General features: G+C 41.2%; 16 protein-coding genes. 2 read left to right on the top strand and 14 right to left on the bottom strand.

What is annotated here, in order from left to right:
* Positions 1–196: 196 nt before the first annotated feature.
* Complete coding sequence (locus NYR53_RS18150) at positions 197–1,195, bottom strand: quinone oxidoreductase family protein (protein ID WP_261300655.1); 999 nt, start codon at positions 1,193–1,195, stop codon at positions 197–199.
* A 95-nt stretch (positions 1,196–1,290) separates the two neighbouring features.
* The gene (locus NYR53_RS18155; protein ID WP_261300656.1) at positions 1,291–2,124 is read right to left on the bottom strand and encodes a helix-turn-helix transcriptional regulator; all 834 of its coding nucleotides are present in this window, start codon (positions 2,122–2,124) and stop codon (positions 1,291–1,293) included.
* Positions 2,125–2,231: 107 nt separating this feature from the next.
* Here NYR53_RS18155 and NYR53_RS18160 point away from each other — a divergent pair, with 107 nt between their 5' ends.
* Entirely contained in the window at positions 2,232–2,621 is a 390-nt protein-coding gene (locus NYR53_RS18160; RefSeq protein ID WP_261300657.1) for a DUF1259 domain-containing protein, read from the top strand.
* 108 nt (positions 2,622–2,729) lie between these two features.
* Here the strand turns inward: NYR53_RS18160 and NYR53_RS18165 are convergent, their stop codons facing one another.
* From NYR53_RS18165 to NYR53_RS18190, 6 genes are all read right to left on the bottom strand, one after another.
* Positions 2,730–4,229 (bottom strand): malate:quinone oxidoreductase, encoded by a 1,500-nt coding sequence (locus NYR53_RS18165; RefSeq protein WP_261300658.1) that lies wholly within the window; start codon positions 4,227–4,229, stop codon positions 2,730–2,732.
* A gap of 675 nt (positions 4,230–4,904) precedes the next feature.
* Complete coding sequence (locus NYR53_RS18170) at positions 4,905–6,035, bottom strand: MGDG synthase family glycosyltransferase (protein WP_261300659.1); 1,131 nt, start codon at positions 6,033–6,035, stop codon at positions 4,905–4,907.
* Between the two features lie 339 nt (positions 6,036–6,374).
* A complete protein-coding gene (locus NYR53_RS18175) occupies positions 6,375–6,989 on the bottom strand; it encodes a PH domain-containing protein (RefSeq protein ID WP_261300660.1) in 615 nt (204 codons plus the stop codon).
* A 234-nt stretch (positions 6,990–7,223) separates the two neighbouring features.
* The gene (locus tag NYR53_RS18180) at positions 7,224–7,691 is read right to left on the bottom strand and encodes a GNAT family N-acetyltransferase (RefSeq protein WP_261300661.1); all 468 of its coding nucleotides are present in this window, start codon (positions 7,689–7,691) and stop codon (positions 7,224–7,226) included.
* A gap of 758 nt (positions 7,692–8,449) precedes the next feature.
* Entirely contained in the window at positions 8,450–9,346 is an 897-nt protein-coding gene (locus NYR53_RS18185; protein ID WP_261300662.1) for a class I SAM-dependent methyltransferase, read from the bottom strand.
* A 207-nt stretch (positions 9,347–9,553) separates the two neighbouring features.
* Positions 9,554–9,955, bottom strand: coding sequence for an Rrf2 family transcriptional regulator (locus NYR53_RS18190; RefSeq protein ID WP_261300663.1), 402 nt, complete (start codon positions 9,953–9,955; stop codon positions 9,554–9,556).
* A gap of 300 nt (positions 9,956–10,255) precedes the next feature.
* Between NYR53_RS18190 and NYR53_RS18195 the strand changes: the two genes are divergently transcribed.
* The gene (locus tag NYR53_RS18195) at positions 10,256–11,440 is read left to right on the top strand and encodes an MFS transporter (RefSeq protein ID WP_261300664.1); all 1,185 of its coding nucleotides are present in this window, start codon (positions 10,256–10,258) and stop codon (positions 11,438–11,440) included.
* 492 nt (positions 11,441–11,932) lie between these two features.
* On the opposite strand, the gene NYR53_RS18200 is transcribed toward NYR53_RS18195, so the two are convergent.
* The 6 genes from NYR53_RS18200 to NYR53_RS18225 all read right to left on the bottom strand — a co-directional run bounded on the left by NYR53_RS18200 (position 11,933) and on the right by NYR53_RS18225 (position 18,558).
* On the bottom strand, positions 11,933–13,045 hold the full coding sequence (locus tag NYR53_RS18200; protein ID WP_261300665.1) for a sensor histidine kinase: 1,113 nt from the start codon (positions 13,043–13,045) through the stop codon (positions 11,933–11,935).
* A complete protein-coding gene (locus NYR53_RS18205; RefSeq protein WP_261300666.1) occupies positions 13,038–13,733 on the bottom strand; it encodes a response regulator transcription factor in 696 nt (231 codons plus the stop codon). The genes NYR53_RS18200 and NYR53_RS18205 overlap by 8 nt, the downstream gene beginning before the upstream one ends.
* A gap of 135 nt (positions 13,734–13,868) precedes the next feature.
* Positions 13,869–14,726, bottom strand: a complete 858-nt coding sequence (locus NYR53_RS18210) for a M15 family metallopeptidase (RefSeq protein ID WP_367618542.1) — start codon at positions 14,724–14,726, stop codon at positions 13,869–13,871.
* A gap of 199 nt (positions 14,727–14,925) precedes the next feature.
* Positions 14,926–16,026: a Ger(x)C family spore germination protein gene (locus NYR53_RS18215; protein ID WP_261300668.1), complete on the bottom strand. Its 1,101-nt coding sequence runs from the start codon at positions 16,024–16,026 to the stop codon at positions 14,926–14,928.
* Complete coding sequence (locus NYR53_RS18220) at positions 16,023–17,117, bottom strand: GerAB/ArcD/ProY family transporter (protein ID WP_261300669.1); 1,095 nt, start codon at positions 17,115–17,117, stop codon at positions 16,023–16,025. The genes NYR53_RS18215 and NYR53_RS18220 overlap by 4 nt, the downstream gene beginning before the upstream one ends.
* Entirely contained in the window at positions 17,098–18,558 is a 1,461-nt protein-coding gene (locus NYR53_RS18225) for a spore germination protein (protein ID WP_261300670.1), read from the bottom strand. Before NYR53_RS18225 ends, NYR53_RS18220 begins: the two co-directional genes overlap by 20 nt.
* Between the last annotated feature and the right edge of the window lie 78 nt (positions 18,559–18,636).

Genomic DNA, 18,636 nt, shown 5'->3' on the forward strand with positions numbered 1-18,636 from the left:
CCGCGCTTTTTTTATATTATCTTATCATAAAATTATTGATTTGCAACAACTTTAAGCTTATTTCTCATGTATGCGTTGAACTCCATCAAGGCAATGGATATATGTTCTTATTTTTTGTTTGTGGAACATGGTTTACAAAAAGTTACAACGATAGAAAGAGGAATTATTCTCATTACGTGGAAGGGCGTTATGCGATTTAATTATGGTGTATTTGCAAAACCAGTTTTCCGACCGTGTTCTTCTCTTCCAAGAGAGCAAGTGCTTCTGCGGCATTTTCCAGAGGATACACGCCTTGAATCTCCGCATGTATTTCTTTTCTTGCCAGCATACCTAACGCTTCTCGGGCCGCTTTTCCAGTCTCCACAGGATTACTGTCGCTGTATCCGCCTAATGTAAAACCTGCGATCTGTTTGTTGGAAAACCATATTTGATTATAAGAATGAGTAACATCCTCTTCTCCGCTTGCGTTTCCAACGACAACTAGCTGCCCTAATGGACGAAGCACCTCTAAGCTTTGTTTGCGCATATTCCCTCCTACAGGATCAAAGACGGCATGGACGCCTTTTTGTTCGGTTGCCCGTAGGGTTTGCTCCACAAAATCGGAGCGGACAAATAATTCGTCGTATCCGAGAGATTCGGCCAGCTTTACTTTCTCAGCGCTTCCGACGGTTCCGAGTACCTTGCCTGCTCCCAGACGTTTCGCCATTTGCCCGATAAAACTGCCTAACCCGCCAACCGCTGCATGAACGAGAATGTTGTCACCCGTTTTCATTCTATAAACATCTTTTATAGCCAGATAAGCGGTTGTTAGATTTACAATTGAGGCTGCAGCTGTCGCTAAGTCGAGGTCGGCTCCTAATTGATCTAACGGTACCGTCAGATCTGGCCGTACATTCGCCATGGATGCAAAGCCGTTAAGATCATGCAGTGTCATCGAAGCAACGGGTTGACCAACGTAGAATCCCTCTACTCCTTCCCCGATGGCACGTACATATCCCGATACTTCCAAACCGGGAGTAAGCGGCATCGGAAAAACGGAAATGAATTCCCCACGACTAAGCAACACTTCGAAATACCCGACTCCAGCAAAAGCAACGTCTATAGTCAGCATACCGGGGGCCGGTTGTAGATCCGGCTTCTCACGCAGCTGCAAATTTCCTGGCCCTCCTGGTCGATCAATGATGATAGCTTTCAATTTATGTAACCTCCTTGATTGAGAATAAGTTTATTATATTCGATGACCAAGGAGGCAACCTGTTTGCAGTTATACAGGTATCCATACTAACAGGCTTATTTGCAAATATGTACTAATTTAGTCTCAGTGTCGGTACCTGCAATGGGAGTAAATATACAGCAGTGTAGGTTTTCATTGCCATTAATATTAGAAAAGGTATTCAATTGAAAGCATAATCGCCCTGCGACGAGATGATCAAACGTGTATTGTATGGATTTCTTTATGTGCACATCATGCAAACGCCATAACGATAGAAACTCATCGCTTTCCTTGCACATCCTCCGCACGAATTCCTCATACCAGAGATCGCCTGCCTTTTGATCAAAATACATGCGAAATACCCCAATCGTATAATCAGCAAATTCCTTCCAGTTCGCCAACTGCTTGCGCAGAATTGGATCAGTAAATATCAACCGGGTCATCACACGTTTCTCTGCGGGTATCGTATGGAAATCCGTAATGATTTCAGAAGCCAGCCGATTATAGGCCAACACCTCAGTTCGATTGTTTGCGATGATTGCCGGGTAGCTCAATTGGTCGATAATGTTCTGAAGCCCTGGATCTATTTCCTTAGCGATCGGGTAAGTTTCCCCCTCACCGCTATAATTTGCCAAACGAAGCAAGTGGAGATGTTCTTCTGAAGATAATTGCAAGGCTTTGCCTACGCTCTCGATCACTTCTCTTGAGGCAGTGACGGCCCTCCCTTGTTCCAGCCAGGTATACCAGGTGACGCTTACTCCCGCAAGATGGGCAACCTCTTCTCTGCGTAGTCCCGGCGTTCTTCTTGTTCCTAAACGACCGACAGTGTTGACATGATCCGGCTTGATCCGTTCCCGGCGGGATTTCAAAAAGTCTCCAAGAATATTGACTTTTTGGTTTTCTGAAGACATTCCATAACCTCCCTTATTTACAAATTCATCGTTGTGTTAGGTGATAATCTGTTTCAACCCTGTTCATTTGCTCATACCATAAATAGAAAACAGAGGAGGAACGAAGTATGGCAAATAACAGTTCGCTTTGTGAGCAGTTCTCAAGGATTATCGGTGGACAACCCGGCTTCGCTGGTGGAAAATGTGTGACGACAATAAATCGAGATCAAATAAAAGCAACAATTTTGGGAAAAAGATTTAGCGTAACGTCTTCTTTTTCGTTCGAATCATTAAATAATAAAACGGGCAGAGCACTTTGTTTAGGTAGAGCGGCATTCTTACAAAAAGAGGTCAATACATTCATTTCGGCCATTCGTAATCAAGGAATAAAAGTTTCGTCTGTTCGCAGCGAATGGCTGTTCGAGCAACCACGTTTGATTTATATCAATATTGAATCAGTTGATAGACCGCTTATTTTCGCAAGAAAAGTCAGGAAAGCGTTAGAAGCAATTCATTAAAGATAAGAAACGCCATACGTTACCGTCGGCCCCTACAGCGATTTTTCAAAAAAAAGAACCTTCAATCTATAGAGAGATCAAAGATTCTACGTTTTTTTATCCAAATAATTAACTTTTGACTAGTTCTTTTTCGCATAGACCAAGCGTCTCTGCTGTTGAAGCATGAATTTCGTGCAGAAGCTCTGGATTTTCCATTAGTGACACGCCATAAGAAGGAATCATTTCTTTAATTTTCGGTTCCCACTCTTTCATATGTTGCGGGAAGCACTTTTTAAATACCTCAAGCATAACGTGAACAGCAGTAGAAGCACCAGGAGAAGCACCTAGTAATGCTGCAATTGAGCCATCAGCGGAACTAATAACTTCCGTGCCAAATTGAAGTGTCCCTTTGCCCCCATCTTCAGTATCTTTAATAACTTGAACACGTTGGCCCGCTACTACTAGATCCCAATCCTCGCTTTTGGCGTTCGGGATAAACTCTCTTAACTCTTCCATACGCTTTTCTTTCGATAACATCACTTGCTCGATCAGGTATTTTGTCAATGACATATTTTTTGCGCCGGCCGACAACATCGTTACGAGATTATTCGGTTTTACGGAAGTTACTAAATCAAACATGGAACCGGTTTTTAAAAACTTTGGCGAGAAGCCGGCAAACGGTCCAAATAGCAACGATTTTTTATTATCGATAAATCTTGTGTCAAGATGCGGAACAGACATTGGTGGAGCTCCAACCTTAGCTAAGCCGTAAACTTTAGCATGATGCTGCGCTACAACCTCCGGATTATTGCACACCATAAATATTCCGCTTACTGGGAAACCTCCAATATGTTTTCCTTCAGGAATACCGGACTTTTGCAGTAAATGCAGGCTTCCTCCCCCGCCTCCGATGAAGACGAATTTTGCAGTATGTCGTTCAACGGTACCACTGTCGTTTCGTACTTTCAATTCCCATGAGCCATCGCTAGTACGCTTGATATTATCAACGCTATGTTTGTATTTGATATTGACGTTTTTACTTTTTAAGTGTTCAAACAAAATACGTGTTAAAGCACCAAAATTGACATCCGTTCCAGAGTCGATTTTGGTTGCGGCAATAGGTTCATTCGATGGACGATTTTGAATAATAAGCGGAATCCATTCCATCAATTTTTCGGGATCATCTGAAAATTCCATCCCTTGAAACAGAGAATTAGTTGACATCGCTTCAAAACGTTTCTTTAAAAACGCAACATTTTGTTCCCCTTGTACCATACTCATATGAGGCAATGACACGATAAAGTCCTGCGGATTACGTATCAGCTTGCTGTTTACTAGATAAGACCAAAACTGCATGGAAAGCTGAAACTGTTCATTAATTTTGATCGCTTTGCTAATATCTATAGATCCGTCTGGTTTTTCGACAGTGTAGTTAAGCTCGCACAGTGCCGCATGCCCTGTTCCTGCATTATTCCATTCGTTAGAACTTTCCTCTCCTGCATTTTCGAGCTTCTCAAACACTGTAATTTCCCATTCCGGCACTAATTCTTTCAGAAGTGTCCCTAAAGTCGCACTCATGATTCCGGCACCAATTAAGATAACGTCTGTTTTAGTTTCTCTGTTGCTCATTTTTACCATCCTTATACCCTGAAATTTGCAGAAAGGATGTAGGCGCTCCTGCTTAGGCGCTACAGCAAGCCAAGGCGCGACCTAGTCACACACCTTTTCTGGATCAATGATAAGACTATTGATTAATATATTTATTTAACTATTATATGATAGTTATTAGCTATACGACAAGAACTGCGGCGAATAAAGTTCTTGTCAAAATAGGAAATGGACTATAGTTATTGTCAATATATTTTGACAACAATCTTATTCCATAAAACAAAAAAGTCGCGATTTCGCGGCCATTAATAAAACATTCTTATTATAACTTTTATCTCGTGTTTTCGACCATTCTGTAATTTCGATAGAAATTCTATTTTTGATATCCTCATAATCGTGAATAGTCAAAGCTTAATTCAACCTTATAATAATATTTATTTTAGAGCATAATATGGCTTACGACAACCTAAAATGTTCTCAAAAAATGATCTTTGAATATCTCTCCGATAAACAAATAAGCGCGAAAACCGCGCATACAGTGATAGCTATGCAAGCCGAAGCTCGCCCACATAGTCTGAGAAGCCGGAAATCGGGAAATAGAGGCTTTGAGTGATTTCTGATATAAAAGCTGCTAATCTGAGGTTTACAGGGAACAAGATTGAATGTTTCAGCATAACTTTCATTAAAATTTCCTGCTCACACGGAAACAGAAATTGGTTGACGAATCGTTTCCATGATGTCATGCACAATAACAGAAGCCGCCTGAGTTTTCTTTAGCGCAAGCATTCGACTCTTAATCTCTGTATGAAGCAACGGGGTATCAATCAAACCTTTTATTTGAGCGGCAAGCTCACCCGCATGATTTGAAATCGAAGCAACCCCCTGTTCAGCCAAAAAAATGGCGTTCTCTCTCTCTTGTCCTGCATATGGTTTGAATATGAAAATTGGAATGCGCATGGAGATTGCTTCCGTCAAAGTTAGACCTCCTGCTTTCGTAACGATACAAGTCGTATTTGACATATATTCGTGGATATTACTAACGTATCCGAGAACATTCAAGTTAGGATGAAACGATTGAAGATCCTCCAATTTATGCTTGATCTTCTCATTTCTCCCACAGATAACCGTAATCTCATAATCACCAATGGCTAGTAATGATAAAACTATTTCTTCCATGTAGCTCGAGATCCCATAATCGCCCGCCATAATCAAAATTGATTTTTTCTTATTGTTATTTAACATGACAGATTGCTTGTCTATTTTCATTTCATCGAATTGTTTGCGTATTGGAATGCCGCTGACTTGGATTTGATTTTTCGAAAAACCCTTACTCATAAGTAATTCCTTCAATACCTCTGTAGCGACATAATACTTGTCTACCTTGGGATGAATCCATCTGGAATGCAAAGCATAATCGGTTATAACACTGAAGTTGCCAATACCAAGTGTCCTGCACACCTCAGGGGTTGCCCCAAATGGGAAGGTATTCACTACTGCATCTGGTCGTATTTGTTGAATGTACTGAAATAATTTCTTCCGACCCAAAATATTCAAAGAGCGATTAATCAGGGCATCATACTCCGCTTCCCTTGTCAAATAGTAACTCCAACCATAATAATCCAGTCCCATTCTAGCCACTTGTGTACTTTTTTTATAAAGAGAAACAGTAATCGTATTTAATAAAGGATGTCCTTCTTTCATGAGATCTAGAGTGATAACTTGTTTAGCTCCCTGCTGTTCGAACTGTTCACTCAAAGCTTGAGAAGCCTGTAAATGTCCATTACCATACCCGGCAGTCAAAATCAAAACTTTGGGAATTATATTCATTTTAAAATGTACCTCCTCTTCGAGTAAGTAAATAATTCACTTTGCAATAACTTTGAGCTTAATTAATTTATCACTTCTAAATCATAGGCAAGAACAATTAAGTACGTGTGAATCATTTCTTAAGAATTTATTAATGCAATGTTGGATGGATTTGATCGAAAGGAAGGATTTTATGTTGTTTTGCTCATTAGCTCAGAAGGCTGCCGATCCAATACTGTCGGCAGCCTCCTCCTGTTTTAATATTATTTCTTGACTATGGTATCGAAGCAGGTTCTGCAGAGAAAATAAAAATGCAGCATTCTGAGGAACGCTGCATTTTCATTACTGTCGATAACCCATTTAGTTGTTGATATAACGTTCGAAAATGTAACCGAAATCCTTAATTTTTAACTCAGAGTGCTTACCCTTCAACCAATTGTAGACTGATTCGTTGATTGCATCGAATTGCGCTACAGGGGAAGTAGTTTGAGTTGTAATACGACCTGTCGCTTCTTTAGCAATAACTATGCTTTGCTTCGCGTAACCAAATAAGTCCTCGTTATGTGCTACCGTCTCGGAAATCTTAATTAAAGCTTTATACAAGTCTTTGATCTGTTCAATTTGCTTCTTGTCCACGTCAATCGAGAAGTTGACGTCACCGATAACGAACTTGATCTCAACGTCAAGATCGATCGTTCCTGCAGTTTCCAAATACACCTGAGAAATGGCATTTGTGTGGTAGCTGTAACGTTTCAGCATACGCTTGCTGCTAATCGCACTATCTCCATCAAGGTGGATTAGCGCTAGGTTAGTAAAGCAGTATTCGTCCTTCTTCGATTTGATGATGATGAAAATCTTCTCGCCATCCTCATGCATGACGTAGTCATCTGAATCTACCTTGTCAAAATCACTTGGATTAATTACCTTTCCAATATCACTTAAACCTAATGCATCTGCTGCAAACTTCTTGAACAATAGAATCATCCTCTCATTTTGCGTACTTTTTTTGACAACCTACTGTGCAAGGATAGGTTCTAACCAAATCGTCAATTCTCTGTTGTTCATTTTATGGGAAATTCGTAACTTCCTCTTACTCCTGGAATATATATCTTGTTATTTATTTTATTCTTAAACGGTTTCCTATTCAACAACGATTTTATAGTTAAGCGCTGTTCATAGATAGGCGGGTTTTACACACCGTAGTCTGCCTTAAACTTGCTTAATCAATCGCTTTTTAAATCCTCTTTGATCGGTTGAATAACCGATTGCTTCGTAAAATTTATGTGATGATTCTCGTTTACTTTCAGAAACCAGTATAACATAGTTGCAATGGTTAATAATTCCAAAGTCTTCGAGTGTTTGCATGAGTAGGTTACCAACTCCTTGACCTTGATATTCTGGCAGTACAACAACGTTTTCTATCAATAGAAAAGGGTTGCAATTACCAACAAGGTCGTAACAAACTATTCCCATAGAAGTTCCAACAACTTTATCCCTGTCGATGGCAACGGCAATGTAATAGTTAGAGTTAGCAGAAAGAACCTCAATCTGTTGTTTCATAGCAGTTAGATTAGACCCTTGACCAATAAATTCAACGAACAAATCGGAAAGTCCAACAACATCATCTTTTTCCGCTTTTCTGACCGTAATATGATTCAAAAATAACACTTCCGTCATTCCTCAACCCAATTTTACCATACTATGGGGAGCCGATTCGATAAGTCTTTCATGCACAAAAATCATCTCAATCGTTCGAAGAAATACGGAATATTGTACGCGAACAGCTTAAATGTACCTTGTTTGACACTTCGGAAACCCTATAAGCACCTGTATGTTATTGGATTCACTCAGGGTCACCCCATAAATTAAAACGCGAGCTCTGCAGTAATTGGTCTTAGATCAGGGCTATCTCTAAAACGCGCTTACAGCGAGAGCTCTGCGAGCCGACAGAGTCTGAGAAACCGAAAATCGACTTCTCAGCAGACCATCCTGCGCGTTCGTGCTGAATAAGCGCGGAAAACAAAATCACCCTGCGGGTGAATAGAAACTTCTAGCCGACGGTTCATTCAACCCTCGGCTTTTTCTTTCGTACCATCGTTCCATTGCATGCTGGACAAAAGAATGTCGGTTCCTCCCCATCCTCTTCTCCCCACCACATTCATCCACTGCAACCACTCATTTTACTTTCTGATATCCTCATACCAAATATTCAGCATGTAAAGTATATATACACAGGTTCATGTCCCCCTTTTGGGCAACCCTTGCATTGTATAAAGCATTATTCGACTTTGGCTCACCTATCTTCTTCCTCTCCCTTCCCTTTCCACTCGACAACACTTATCAACAGACCCGCATTATGCATAATTTCCTATATCCAATACAATAAAAACACACCGCCTATTTCATTGCGATGTGTTAGGTGTACTGTTGGATTATTACAAATTCTCTCTAGTGTACATGTTCTGATTCTGCAATTGAATCAACACCTTGCCAAAACGGCCTCCCTGCTGGATAACGATCTTATCTGAGGAGTACGTTCTCTCTAAATAATCGACTACGATTTCCCGATTCCTTTCATTAGCAGGTAGATTATACATGTGTAGACCACTCATAACCTCTTGGAGTGCCGTTTCTTTGGTAACCTCCGTGAATTTCGTTTCACGAGTCACAAGTGACCCATAGGAGTATCCTTTTAGATACAACAAATGGAGCAGATAGGCCATTTCCGAATGACCGGTTTTCAGTGTTTGATCGGTGACAAGAGGCAAAATTTCATTGACCAAACTGTGCTCTCTGGGACCCGCGGACAGACTAATATAGCAAAATTGCCGTGCGCAGCTCAGTACCTTCTCCACACTCTCCCAATCAACAATAGCCGGGCACATGGAGATAAATACAATATCAAAGGCGTTCCTCCAGCCCTTTGCCAGGACGTCAATATCTTCAAACGGTTCCGGGACAACCTCAACGTTACCATTGGTTATGCCCGCTATATTTCCCTTTAGCAACTCGACCAAAGGAAGGCAAGGCTCTACAGAGGTAACATGGGCCCCTCTCTCTGCAAATGGCACTGAAAATCCACCCGAGGCTGCTCCAATATCCAGAATGGAGGCATCCTTGAAGGTAACACCTTGACCTTCCAGCCAATTCATGATCCGTTTTGTTCTTAGTCTTCCTTCTTCATTAAACGCCTGCTCGTTGAATTTACTGGCTTTGTCATCAAATGAATGTGTTGGATCAATTCCGGCTCCTTTCATTTTGTTAACTCCTGTAGTCATATCTTCCTTCCAAGCTTTTTCCCACATGTTTACGTCAAAAAAACCGTTTGTCATCGTATATCTCCTCTCATTAAAGCCTTCTCAATAATGAAATCATGATGGGCATGACTTTATATATTTGCATCGCATGAAGTCGTGTCACTGCTGTTTCTGCCATTGTTGCTTGCAAACTTTTCACTCTCCTATTTCACTTATATGTAAAATAAAACGGATTTCAAAGACTCGCAATATCTATAATTAATTTAAAAAAAGATAATTTTTTTACAAAACTATCTTCATTTTTTTGGCGAGTTCAGACATCTTCTGATTTCTCAAATGTTCTTCCATCTTGTCTTCAGCCGATAGTACCACCTGCTGAATCAGGCATTCGGGTCCATGATTCAAGCTACAATCGAATAAAGATGCAGATCCTTCAATAGCCTGAATAATATCAAGGAACGAAATGTTTTCCCAATTCCGTTTTAACCTATATCCGCCGTTGGCGCCTGATATAGATTCAATCATTCCCGCCTTGACTAACTTGGTTAATATTTTGGATAAATAGGTAGGGGAAACCTCATGCCGCTCCGCCAACTGCTGCACACCAACAGGTTTATTCGGACTGGCTGCTACTAGATAGAGCATGGTGTGAAGGGCATAGTCCGTAGCTTTCGAGTACTTCATAGTCAATCATCCATCCCAATAATAGATTTTATACATCGATAATATCGTTTATATAATGGGATCGTCAAGTATCTCGTGTTCCGGGCCAAATCGGAGCATTTTGTTTGACTTGTAGCTTTCGGGTTCAATACCTCATTTCACGGATATTGTGAGTCTATAATAACTCCGATTATTATAAAAGGCAAGCCTTTATTTCGTATAATCTTTTTTATGATTAATCCAATTAGTGACGGAAAATGTCACTATTATGCTTTACGATAGAAACCGTAAGCCATATTAAACCATTAGGAGTGATTTACAATGCGTAAATATACCGCCCTGTTCTTCTTCATCATGTTTATGATCGGAACCGATACGTTCCTCATCTCGCCCTTGCTCCCGACACTACAGAAGCAATTCGGCGTATCGACGGGAATCGCTGGGTGGATGCTTGGCGCCTATACATTAGGTTCAGCCTTATTCGCTTTGATTGCCGGACCTCTGTCCGACGGTTGGAACCGAAGAACCGTTCTGCTCAGCGGCTTGCTTGGATTCTCCGTCTCGACGATACTTTGCGGCTTCGCGGACAGCTTCTGGACAATGTGCCTATTCCGCTTCCTTGCTGGCGTCAGCGCGGCGTTCACGGCACCGCAGGTCTGGGCATCCATTCCCGTCATCATGCCAGCGTCAAGAGTGCCGAAGACAATGGGTATCGCCTTCGCCGGACTAGCTGCTTCTCAGGCACTTGGCGTGCCCATCGGAAGCTGGCTCGCGGTCGCCCAATGGTCCGTTCCTTTCTGGACGATTGGAATCGCTTCGCTGCTGCTCATCGCCGTTGCCTTCTTCTCATTGCCCGACATGAAGCCTACAACGTTCGAGCGAACGTCAATCCTTCGCCGGTATGTCCCGCTGATCATGAGCGGTAAGGCACGGAGCGGCTTTCTTGCCTACCTGCTACTTCACTTAGGGAGCGGTACTGCATTCGCCTTCATTGGCAAGTGGATGGCCGATCGATTCGAGCTTCCAATTGGACAGATCGGTACTGTGATGATGTTCCTTGGTTTTGGCACACTGTTGGGAAGCATGATTAGCTCTTATGTGACTCGAAAGTTAGGCATTTCGAACGCGATCGTAATAGGAATGTCGATGCTCATGGCACTATACACGATTATGCCCCATCTGACGAACCTCCGTTTCGTGACGTTGATCTATCTGATCATTTTCTCAACCCTCGGGATTATCTTCCCTGTTGTCATGGGGGCGTTAACTTCATTGAACGCCTCCATCCGTGGAACGATCTCCAGCCTGGCCAACTCGACGATGAACAGCGCCAACACACTAGGTGCGTGGATAGCTGGCTTGCTCTATGTACAGTTCGGCGGATATTCATCCATCGGCATCTTCTCCGCGATCTGCTTGGCACTCTCGCTAGGGACCTTCTTGTTCGGAGGTGTTCTTGCGAGAAAAGATGAGCATACAGGCCAGGAATCGGTATCCGCTTCCTAATCCAAAGAAGACAAAGAAGCAGCCCTTCCTTGATTAAGGAACTAGCTGCTTCTTCTTTACTATATATTTGGAACCCTATAAGAATTTATTGCGATACTGTCGGCGTCATACCATACTGCTTTTTGAAGCTCTCCCGGAATGATCTTGGTCTTTATATCCAATCCAGTCGCAAACCTCGTAGATTTTTAATGGCGGGATCCATCAGCAGCCGCGTCGCTTCCTACTTGTCTCCCTCTTCTCCCGCGAATCAGAAAACGAAACCAATGGAGAAAGTAGTCACGTACCTAATGACTATGCATATCCACATTCTCACTCGGCTCGGCCAAATCTGTCGCTAACGATGCTAAACAGGGATAAGCCTCGCTTGCCTCAAATCCAAAAAACATATAAATTCTTATCTTTTAAAAAAGAGGCGCTACCACAGAGCAACTCCTCCACCAATTAACTCGAGCGTCCCCCCCGTTCTCGAACTGAGGTGTCTCGCCTCGCACGCTATAGCCGCTGCTCTTCGGATGCCATTCTTTGCGGGAACTGGACTTCAAAAAGCGTACGGATTAAACTGCTTTGGGCCGAAATTGTGCCTTGATGCTGCTCTACAATGTTCTTCGCAATGGATAAGCCAAGTCCAGAGCTCCCCTCACGATGTGTGCGCGCTTTATCACCCGTATAAAACATATCGAAAATAAACGGAAGCTCTTCCGGGGGAATGCAATCTCCATAATTAACCACTTGAATTACCACATTTTCTGCATCAAGATTGCAATTAATGTCTATAAGCTGACCATCTTTTCCATAGTGAATGGCATTCGACAGAAGATTTTCAAATACGCGTGCCAACAGCTCTCCATCACCCCAAATAGTCAAATGAGGAGTCACATTTAATCGAGTTGTTAGGTTGTTTTTCTCAAAAACAGGATATAATTCCTCGTTTAATTGAATGAGAAGCTCGCTCAAATCGATTGGTTTTTTATCAATAGTAAGCTGCCCATAGTTCATTCGTGTGATTTCGAATAGCTCGTCAATGAGCTTCTCTAAACGTTGAGACTTGGTATAAGCAATGCTCGTATAGTGCTTGATTTGTTCTGGAGTCAATTGATTATCCTGAAGTATGAAATCCAAATAGCCTAAAACAGAAGTCAACGGCGTACGCAAATCATGAGCCAAATTCAAGACCAATTGTTCCTTACTGGTTTCTGCAAAATCGCCTCTCTCCAAAGCTTTTTGCAATTTTTCGCTTGCTAGATTAATGTCTCTCGCAATTTCTCCGAATTCATCATTGGACGGAATTCTTACGCGATTATTGAAGTCGCCATTTGCAAGTTGATTAATTCCGTAAGATATTTCATGAAAATATGCCGCATACCTTTTGGTCAGGAGAAAGAAAAACAAAATAGAGAGAGGAATAAAAATAAGTAAAAAGAAGTTAATATCGCCAATATCTCTAATAAAATAACGAACTCTAGTCAATGGATTTTCCATCTTGGTCGTATAATAATAGAGTTGGAGAATTTTATAGAGCATATAGGTAATGATGGCGGAAAATAGCATACTTAAACCAAAGAGCTGAATCATTTTAAATCGAAAGCTTTGGATCATTTTATCCATTGAATGTATACCCTACCCCCCAAACTGTTTTAATCAGCTTGTTTTTATGAATGTCTTCACCAAGCTTCTTCCGCAAGGTACGAATATGAACCATGACCGTATTGGTACCTTCATAGTAGGCATCGCCCCACACCTGTTGAAAAATGGTTTCCGCACGAAAAACTTTCTTTGGATATCTGGCTAGTAGATACAAAATATCAAACTCTTTTGGAGTTAGTTCAATCGGCTTGCCGTAAAGGAATAGGGTGCGTTCTTCGGGATAAATGACGAGTCCGCCTGCCTCCACAGTCAGTTTGTTTGCTTGCGCCGATGAATTGAACTGCATGGAACGCCTCAACTGAGCATTCACACGAGCAACCAATTCCATTGGATTAAACGGTTTGGTCACATAATCATCAGCTCCTCCTACCAGTCCTGTAATCTTATCAAGGTCGGTTGCTTTGGCGCTTAAAAAAATGATAGGCAGATGATGCTGAGCTCGAATTTGCCTTGTTGCTTCATAGCCGTTCAGTTTGGGCATCATGATATCTAATATCGCCAAATCAATGGAATGCGTTTGAACAGTAGTAATTGCTTCCTGCCCATTTGCAACTTTAATGCAGCGGTAACCCTCTTTATTTAAATGCAACTCAATCAGATCGGCAATTTCTGCCTCATCATCTGCTATCAGAATTGTGATCGACTTCATTCGTTCCACCCCTGTATCACCTTAGTATTGCTCTTATATGCATACAGTGTAAACATAATATGAATTATACTATTATTCAACATTTGGTTATGTTTTAGCCGCCATCCTCACCTTCTTGAGTCTCGTGAGCCCTGATCATGAATACACAGTCACAATGACACCGTCTATATTGTTGCCTGATATCTGATAGTGCCCATTCGCTGGCACAGGGATTGTTGTGCTTTTCGAGACAGGATAGTAAGTGATTTCATAGGTTTGATGATCTACAATTGTCGAAAAAGTCTTCTTTTCTTTCAGGAAATCCAAATATTCTTCCAAGACAAAGTTCTTTTCCTGCATAATTGCACTGTGCGGCAAACCAACATAACGAAAATGCCACGGCTCTGACTGAATACCTGTGATTGCAGTTTTGTCAGCCGGATAACGCAAAATAAACCCGAATTTCCAAGCGTTTTTTTTAAGCCACTTTCCTTCAGGGGCTCGACTCATCTCCGCTTGCGTAGATCCAATATCAAGCGATAAACCTAAATTATGTTCGCTGTAGCCTGCTGGTAACGCATATTTAGCACCCATTTGTTGATAAAGCTTATTTTGTTCTTTATTGTCCCGATAACCACTGCTTATTAAAAATTGGCTAACCCCATCATTTTCTGCGGCTCCAATCATTTTCGAAAATTTTTGCACCAAGTCCGGTGACAACTGAATTGTTTTATCCAACACAATGAATCCATTCAGCAGTTCCTTATGCTCAAGCAGATTGACCGCTTTGGACACTTCGCCGCTTGGAGGTACAGGATGATCCTTATTGACCAATAACAAATTGCCTTTAAAAATCTGATCTTCTGTTACTTTAAGCTCTTTCATTTGAGTAGTTACCTCTTGCGCTTGATTGGTTTTTATCGGTGGTTTCTCATTAACGAATTTTAGTTTGTGTTGAGCAAACCCATAGCCAAGCAGTAGAAGTAAAACAAGCCCAATAACCCACGTCTTCATCCTTAGTTTCCTCCTTGCCATTCATTCTCTCTAGGATAAGGAAAACTATTAAAATAGAAATGGGGTTAAAAATAAAATTTTTCTTAAAATTACTTTCTTTATTGAGAGAATACTTTGGGAAATACAAAAACAGCAGTACCTAAGAACTGCTGTTTAAGCATGTTAGTGTCGATCTTTCGTTTCGTCGATACCTCCGTCACTAAAAAATAATTCCAGGTCTCGATATTTCAATCTTAACGTTTGGTTGAATTGTAATAGTCGGATAGGTGCTGTCCCAATCCACACTTTTCCAATAATTCGGATGGAAGGCAATGATCCTTCTGCCTATTCCAAAGACGTCGCAATTAGCCTTCTGCAGCTTCTGAATGATCTTCTGAGCTTCTTGTGTTAGCTCTTTTGAGAAAAACTCGTTCAATTTGGAAACTTGTCCGGTTTCATCTAAATGATCCGGAGAGAATTCCTCCGCTTCTGCCTTTAGCAGCAAATCAATGGTGACCACGACCTTGCCTTTATTTACATTAACATCTAATTTCCGTTTTGTATGAAATACACGAAATGTCATTTTGCTGCCTATTTTCTTCGGTTGATTAGGAATAGGTAATGTCAGGATTGCTTTTTTACCCATTCGATCAGCTAATAACAAACAGAGTTTTGACTCTCTAGTGTCTAGTGTCCCTGTTAAGGATTTACTGTTAAACAAAGCTACTCCCTTAATAAGAGGGGTTCCATCCCCCGCTGCCAGATAAGGCAAAATCACATCTTGTCCAGGGTCAAATAAAACGGTACAAATCGATTGAATATTTTCTTCTGGAAGGATCGTGAATGTTTCTGCGCTAAGAATTTGCTTATCCAGGTTCAAGATGAAATTTGGCTTTCTCATATATCCTGTTTGCAAAAGTGATTCGGCGCGATCTTCGACAACTCCAATCTTGGCGTTTAAAGCACTTCTTGGATCGCGATAATAAACATCCAGAACCGTATAGATATCATTCTTCGCCAGCTGTTCTCCAATCATAAGAAATCGGTTCTTGGCCCCGTCCGGAACCAAATTTAGTTTTTTCCCTAAGTTACCTCTTGCTTCTCGAGCAGTTTCACCAGTAACCGATATGATTTCGGGTGCATTTCTCTTCTTATCCGAGACATCCGGTAAGACAAAGGTGACTAGTACATTTTCACCTTCTGCTTTGTCAATACCTACCCCTAGAATTAAACGAACGTTTTTAAATAACATTTGATCCCAACAACCAGTTAAGAGACTCATGGAAAGTATACCGAGTAATACTAGCCGGATTCTTTTCATTCCGCTGCCTTCCTCCTTCCTCTTAGAATGCTCAATAATAATAATAATGGTAAGGGTATCAAATAGATCATGAACAACGCGAAATAAGAAAACCATTTATTGAGCTTGATGATAAACAGAAAATTATGCGGTAGCAGAGCAAGCAGCAAGCAAACCACAACGACCAGCAAAGTCACCTTAGAACTGTTTTCTACTTTCAATATTTGGGTTATCCCTGTTGAAGCTAGAAAAACATAATTGACAATAGACGTCATAACGATCACAACCCAAAGCGATAAAAACAGTAAGTCCGATCTTTCTACAATCCTGAAAGAAAATGCCTTAAGCATGTATAGAACAGGCTCTGGAATGATTTTGAGCTCCATCGGACTGAAAAACATAAAGCATGACAGGATTATTAATACGTAAAATAGGGTGACAAACGTGTATGATATCAACATCGTTTTTAATATTTCTCCGTCTTTCCCCTTGACTTGAGGGTAAACCATGAGCAAAAGCTCAAAACCGGCCAGCGTAATAACCGCTTCTCTCATACCTTTCATCATATTACCAAGCCCTGATTGACCTATGGGAAAAATATACAAAGGGTTTCCTTTGCTAATAGGGAAGATGATCAATATGATAATAATAATTAGAAGTATAGAAACCAGAGTTTCAAATCGGGCAATTATTTTCAATTTTTCTTTGGCTAGATAATAACTGGTAGCCATCATTAATGTCATAATGACCCATTTCGGTGTCGTCGGGAAAATCCAGGCATTAATGATTCGGCAGTAATTCATAAGGATCACGCTTGCTATTCCAATAAAATAAATAATATAAAGAACACTAAGAAGATGACCTGCAAATTTCCCTACCATTTGGGGGAGAAATTCGATCATCGTCATCTTTGGATATTTCCTGCAAATCATCCATATCAAGATAATAACTAGGTGGGTCGCAAATCCTGCAAGCAGCATGGAGATCCATCCGTCTATAGATGCTTCAGAGTGAACACTAAAAGGAACGGTTAAAGCTCCCTCTCCTATCGCTGTTTGTATCGTGAAAAAAGCCAACTGCTTATTGGAGATCCTATCTTTTTCTACGCTCATGCTTCACCCATCCCCTAGAAAATAATTCCCGCAGCTTTTTTTGGGGAAGACTGTCCGCAGGACGCCGGTTCATTTTCCAAATGGGCAACCGGACGAGAGAGTCTTTCAAATCCCTCCATTTGAATGGAGATAAGGGGTAAAAATAGGGCGTTCCAAACCCCTCTAATTTGCACAAGTGGATCAAAATACATGTAAATCCGAATGTAATTCCCAAAAAGCCGAAAGTAGCAGCCAAAAGCATCATCGGAAAACGCAGAAAACGCACCGTCTCTCTGAACTCATGGGATGGCACAACAAATGAGGCAAGCGCCGTCGATGCTACCACAATAATCATGACATTGGACACCAGCCCCGCTTTCACGATGGCATCTCCAATAACAAGCCCTCCAACAATACCGATGGTTTGCCCTACGGCAGTATGTAAGCGCAATCCTGCTTCTCTTAACATTTCAATGGTTATTTCCATCAATAGAGCTTCAATAATTGGAGGAAACGGAATTTCCAGTACGGCACTTTGCATGAGAAGCACCAATTCATTCGGGATGGTCTCAAAATGAAAAGAGACAACTGAAATGTATGCAGCTGGTAGGGTAATGGCAATGAAGAAACTGGAAACCCGTAACACACGGAAGAAGCTTCCGTTAATCCAACGAGCATTATAATCATCAGGTGACTGATAAAAAGCAAAGAAATTGATAGGTAAAATAATCGCTTTCGCTGATCCTTCGGATAAGACGGCAATTCTTCCCTCCATCAAATTGGCTGCTGCTCTGTCCACTCTTTCGGTACTTAATATTTGTGGAAATGGAGAGAAAGGGGCATCTTCAATGAGCTGCTCCACAAAACCCATGGAAGCAATATAATCGATACGGATCGATGTTAATCGCATTTCTAAGTCGCTAACAATTTCTGGATTCGCCAATGACTCGATGTAAACCATCGCCAGACGTGTGTTCGTCTCCATGCCTACCATGAAATAACGAATCACTAAATCCTTGTTAACCACTTTTCTTCGAATCAGATGAAGGTTCGTATTTAACCTTTCAATAAATCCTTCATGCGAATCACCAAACACCTTCTCATTGATTGGCTCTGTGATGCTTCGTCCTATTGAAGAGGATGTATGAAAGATGTAGAAATCAGTCTCACTTTCACAATCGACAACACAGCCGCCATTCAAAATGGCTTCCCCCGCTTGTTCGATTAAGCAAGTAATTTGCAGCTGATCCAGAGGGATGGCGTCTAGAAACTCGCCTTCTTTGAATCGTTTCAATGGAAAGATGATCTTATCCAGGATCTCATGTTGATCGGTTAAGGTTGCCAGATAAATCAAATTAATTTGTCGTTGATTCCAACTCAATGATTGTATGATCAGATCTTCCGAATTGTGTAACAGTGACTGAAAATAACTTTTTCTTTCTTGTAGCGTCGAAAGCCCCATATCATTAATTTCTGGATTTTTACCCAATTATTCATCACGCTGCCCCTCATTTCAAAGGTTATTTTATCCAGTTGAATA

Origin of the sequence: Paenibacillus andongensis, from assembly GCF_025369935.1 — a bacterium.
Classification (GTDB): Bacteria; Bacillota; Bacilli; order Paenibacillales; family NBRC-103111; genus Paenibacillus_E; species Paenibacillus_E andongensis.

Coding starts and splice junctions, on each gene's coding strand:
- NYR53_RS18155 (WP_261300656.1), bottom strand. CDS start 2,124: ATGTCTTCAGAAAACCAAAAAGTCAATATTCTTGGAGACTTTTTGAAA.
- NYR53_RS18160 (WP_261300657.1), top strand. CDS start 2,232: ATGGCAAATAACAGTTCGCTTTGTGAGCAGTTCTCAAGGATTATCGGT.
- NYR53_RS18165 (WP_261300658.1), bottom strand. CDS start 4,229: ATGAGCAACAGAGAAACTAAAACAGACGTTATCTTAATTGGTGCCGGA.
- NYR53_RS18170 (WP_261300659.1), bottom strand. CDS start 6,035: ATGAATATAATTCCCAAAGTTTTGATTTTGACTGCCGGGTATGGTAAT.
- NYR53_RS18180 (WP_261300661.1), bottom strand. CDS start 7,691: ATGACGGAAGTGTTATTTTTGAATCATATTACGGTCAGAAAAGCGGAA.
- NYR53_RS18185 (WP_261300662.1), bottom strand. CDS start 9,346: ATGACAAACGGTTTTTTTGACGTAAACATGTGGGAAAAAGCTTGGAAG.
- NYR53_RS18190 (WP_261300663.1), bottom strand. CDS start 9,955: ATGAAGTACTCGAAAGCTACGGACTATGCCCTTCACACCATGCTCTAT.
- NYR53_RS18195 (WP_261300664.1), top strand. CDS start 10,256: ATGCGTAAATATACCGCCCTGTTCTTCTTCATCATGTTTATGATCGGA.
- NYR53_RS18200 (WP_261300665.1), bottom strand. CDS start 13,045: ATGGATAAAATGATCCAAAGCTTTCGATTTAAAATGATTCAGCTCTTT.
- NYR53_RS18205 (WP_261300666.1), bottom strand. CDS start 13,733: ATGAAGTCGATCACAATTCTGATAGCAGATGATGAGGCAGAAATTGCC.
- NYR53_RS18210 (WP_367618542.1), bottom strand. CDS start 14,726: ATGAAGACGTGGGTTATTGGGCTTGTTTTACTTCTACTGCTTGGCTAT.
- NYR53_RS18215 (WP_261300668.1), bottom strand. CDS start 16,026: ATGAAAAGAATCCGGCTAGTATTACTCGGTATACTTTCCATGAGTCTC.
- NYR53_RS18220 (WP_261300669.1), bottom strand. CDS start 17,117: ATGAGCGTAGAAAAAGATAGGATCTCCAATAAGCAGTTGGCTTTTTTC.
- NYR53_RS18225 (WP_261300670.1), bottom strand. CDS start 18,558: ATGGGGCTTTCGACGCTACAAGAAAGAAAAAGTTATTTTCAGTCACTG.